Annotated in this window: 6 protein-coding genes; all 6 read right to left on the bottom strand. The window is 51.3% G+C overall.

Features of this window, described 5'->3' with window-relative positions:
* Positions 1 to 115 precede the first annotated feature (115 nt).
* Positions 116 to 553 (bottom strand): hypothetical protein, encoded by a 438-nt coding sequence (locus EV202_RS14820; protein WP_131927603.1) that lies wholly within the window; start codon positions 551 to 553, stop codon positions 116 to 118.
* A 338-nt stretch (positions 554 to 891) separates the two neighbouring features.
* Positions 892 to 1,194 carry a hypothetical protein gene (locus EV202_RS14815; protein ID WP_131927602.1) on the bottom strand — a complete coding sequence of 101 codons (303 nt, stop codon included), beginning with the start codon at positions 1,192 to 1,194 and terminating at the stop codon, positions 892 to 894.
* Positions 1,195 to 1,242: 48 nt separating this feature from the next.
* Positions 1,243 to 1,527: a hypothetical protein gene (locus EV202_RS14810; protein ID WP_131927601.1), complete on the bottom strand. Its 285-nt coding sequence runs from the start codon at positions 1,525 to 1,527 to the stop codon at positions 1,243 to 1,245.
* On the bottom strand, positions 1,524 to 2,027 hold the full coding sequence (locus EV202_RS14805; protein WP_234878322.1) for a helix-turn-helix domain-containing protein: 504 nt from the start codon (positions 2,025 to 2,027) through the stop codon (positions 1,524 to 1,526). The genes EV202_RS14810 and EV202_RS14805 overlap by 4 nt, the downstream gene beginning before the upstream one ends.
* Before the next feature lie 136 nt (positions 2,028 to 2,163).
* Entirely contained in the window at positions 2,164 to 2,619 is a 456-nt protein-coding gene (locus EV202_RS14800; protein WP_131927599.1) for a hypothetical protein, read from the bottom strand.
* Between the two features lie 37 nt (positions 2,620 to 2,656).
* The coding region (locus EV202_RS14795; RefSeq protein ID WP_131927598.1) for a DNA repair protein RadA family protein at positions 2,657 to 3,202 on the bottom strand (546 nt) is incomplete at its 5' end.

Genomic DNA, 3,202 nt, shown 5'->3' with positions numbered 1-3,202 from the left:
CGCTGTTCTCTCACTTCGGCCTCGCCCAGTTGGCGGGCCAGCTCGGCACGCTCGGCGGCCGACAGCTTGCTGATGTCGATTGTCTGGTTCATTGTCTTCATCTTTGTTCTTTTTTTTACCTATATAATTTAAAAATTTCATCATTTATGCGAAATATGCTATCACTCACAAAATCGTAGATCTTATACATGAGTTCCGGTTCTTCTTTTTCCGGAGAATAAACCATCACCCTCTTACCTGCACCTTTCATCCAGCCAGCTTCCGTATTAGCTGACCGACCACAAGGAAGAACCATAACACAGACATCCGCCCACTTCATGCCGTTAAAATCTGAATCAAATCCCTTTTGTGCGATCGGATGATTAAGAGCTTCTCGATATTGCTCAGTTGTCCAGTTCTGCCAATCAGGATCTATATCAGACCATTGAAAGCCACCATTACCATGAGGGGGATTTTTAAAATCGTAGACTTCATGCCCTAAATCGCGGAGAACATCTACAACGTCCTGTTGATATTCATTTCTCCAACTACTTGCTACGTAAATCTTTGCCATAATATTCTTTTTATAATTTTACTTTTGTATTTTTGTCACAGCATTTGCGACTATGGAAGGAAACGCCTGACAAGCGTTTTATGGGTTCAAATCCCTGCCAAATGTTAGGCGATATTGCCGTATAACGTTAATTCTCGAATTTATGGGAAGTATAATTATAACTATAGTAATCTCCATTGCGTGTGGAGTTGCATCTAATGCAATATACGACCTTATCAAAAGGAGAAAAGCATTATCAAAATGCAATATCGTAAAACAAGAAGCTGCCTCCGGGCGGCTTCTTCCGCTTTAATATTCTCATTTGATTCCTTTCTGCATAGTTATTCGTCTATTATTTCTTAAAGAATATCTGGTATTGTCATCCAATGAGTAACTATGCCGGACAGTCCAAACTCCTCTTCCCATTCTTCCTCGTATCTTCTGACAGAGCCATCTTCCAGCCTGATAAGTATATCCTTATCGTTTGGCATCTTATTCAAACGGTCATCAATCGGAATCCACATGGAACCACAATCCTTTTCGGCTTGTTTATATCTCATCTTATACCAATCCATCCAAGCTTCGTCTTCAATCTGAAGCTTCTTTTTTCTTTTTAAATTTTCTTCATACGCGGCAATAGCCTTGTCTTCAATTGTTTTCATACTGTTTTTCATTATGGGTTTTACAAGGCCCGCCCAAGGCCGTTTTCATTAATATTTAATCCTTTCCCTCGATGTCTCCGCCCGCAACCGGTGCTTCTCCCTGTACTCCTCCGTCTTCCGTGATGATGTCATACTCAGCAGTTCCAGGGCGATGTTGTCGCATCTTACCTGCTCGGCGCGCAGGGCGTCCAGATGGCGGTCGAGTTCCGCCGGGGTCATTGTGCCGACATTTTCAAGTATGGCGTCCTGAAGTTCGCGTATGCGGTCGGCGGATGCCTCGAAGCGGGCGGTGAGCTCCTTGAGGCGGCGGTTGCGGTCGGTGGAGTAAGTCATAGGGATTCCTCCTCTCTCTGCCCGATGATATTCCTTTCCATCTCCCGGCGGCTGTAATAGGTGTACCTCCCCTGTTTGTAGCTGTGTATCAGCCCGCGCGAGGCATACCCCTTGATGGTATTCTTGCCGCATTTCAAGTAGCGGCACGCTTCGTTCTGCGTCATCATGTCGGCCATGTCGGCATCGGCCGGAAGCGTGCCGGGAAGACATTTTCCCGGCTTGGTCTTGCGGCGGAGCCCCGTCCATTGCTCCAGCCGCTCGATACGGGCCATCAGCGCATCAAAATCCGCACGGCTGAGGACAACCGCGCCCGCGTCTCCCTCCGGCACCTCTTCCGCCGCTTTCCTCGCATTGATTTCCTCCAATACCGTACTTGCATCCGGTACCAGTACCTCCATCCCGAGGTGTCCCTTCGCGAAACGGGCGGCATCGCGCGCCGCGAAGAACACAGCTTCATCCCGGGCGGATTCGGGCATGTTCATCACATAGTGTTCAAACACCTGCCGTTCAGTCTTGCCGCTTCGCAGCACCTCCGCCATCGCCCTACTCAGCTTGTCATCCTTGCGGCTTAAGACTTCGATGGCCTGCCTGATTTCTTCTTTCGTTCTCATATCTCCAAATTCTAAAATCTTACGTCTATTTCCTTTCTTCCCTCCTCATCCATGCCTCCAGCTGCTTCTTCGTATCCCGGAGCTCCCACAGCCTCATGGCCGTGACGTCCTTGCGCGCCTTGCTGTACCGGCGGGCCCATACGTTCAGCTTGGCCACGTTCATGCGGTACTCATCCTCGCTGTCGGAGGTAAATCCCTGATTCAGTTGCGGAATCAGGAATGACAGGTGGTATATCTCCCTGAACACCTGCCGGGCCTCGGCCGCCTGCATGGCCCGCGCCTTGTCGTCCATGGGGTTGAGACGCTCCAGCAGTTCGCGGGCTTCCTGCATGGTAAGTTCCCGGCTGCTCTCCGTGCGGCCGCCGGTGAAGTGGTGTATGCACCCGTGCCGTGCATCCGCGTCTATCCCGAGGCGCCCGAAAGTGGCGTGCAACGCCTTGAGCTGCCCAGCCGTGATGGGTTTGTTCGTTATTGTTCTCATAATTGTTCGCTTATAGTTAAACACTCACAGTTAATCGCTAACCATTCCTTTCTCCCCAGTATTTGGCCGCCTCTTCCGGCCAGATGTTGTAATATCCCCGGGGGCCGATGAACCGCCCCTTGCTGAATGCCCGGTAGCCCTCGACGTATATCTTCAGCGAGGCGTCGAACGCCGCACTCTTGGCACTGCGCCCGGTGGGCATCCGGCCGGTGGCGTGGCTGATGAAAATCAGCAGCTTGTTCCTGTGCCGCTCCTTGAACTCGATATACTGCCGGTAGGTCATCTGCGTATATTGGAAGGAGTCTATTACCACGAAGTCGGGCGACTTCTGCCGCTTCATCCGCAGGGAGAGCTGCTCCATGTCCTCGTTGTCGATGAGCAGGAAACGCTTGTTCACCTCCATCATGCCGAAGCGGCGGAGCGTGTTCTGCATGGTCAGACAGGCGCCTTCCTCCATACTGTTGTAGGCCACGCGACCGAACCGGCAGAGGTACTTGCAGAGCTGCATCACGAAGGAGGTCTTGCCGTTGCCCGTATTGCCCCAAACGAACCATACTCCCCGCCGTTCCGGCGTGCCGAACGC

Origin of the sequence: Prevotella heparinolytica (genome assembly GCF_004342845.1) — a bacterium.
GTDB classification, from domain to species: Bacteria; Bacteroidota; Bacteroidia; order Bacteroidales; family Bacteroidaceae; genus Bacteroides; species Bacteroides heparinolyticus.
Note: the sequence above shows the minus strand (reverse complement) of the source record. Positions and strands in the feature narration are given on the sequence as shown.

Bases quoted from the DNA above. Each gene is read 5' to 3' on its own strand.
- EV202_RS14810 (WP_131927601.1), bottom strand. From the start codon at position 1,527: ATGACTTACTCCACCGACCGCAACCGCCGCCTCAAGGAGCTCACCGCC.
- EV202_RS14820 (WP_131927603.1), bottom strand. From the start codon at position 553: ATGGCAAAGATTTACGTAGCAAGTAGTTGGAGAAATGAATATCAACAG.
- EV202_RS14800 (WP_131927599.1), bottom strand. From the start codon at position 2,619: ATGAGAACAATAACGAACAAACCCATCACGGCTGGGCAGCTCAAGGCG.
- EV202_RS14815 (WP_131927602.1), bottom strand. From the start codon at position 1,194: ATGAAAACAATTGAAGACAAGGCTATTGCCGCGTATGAAGAAAATTTA.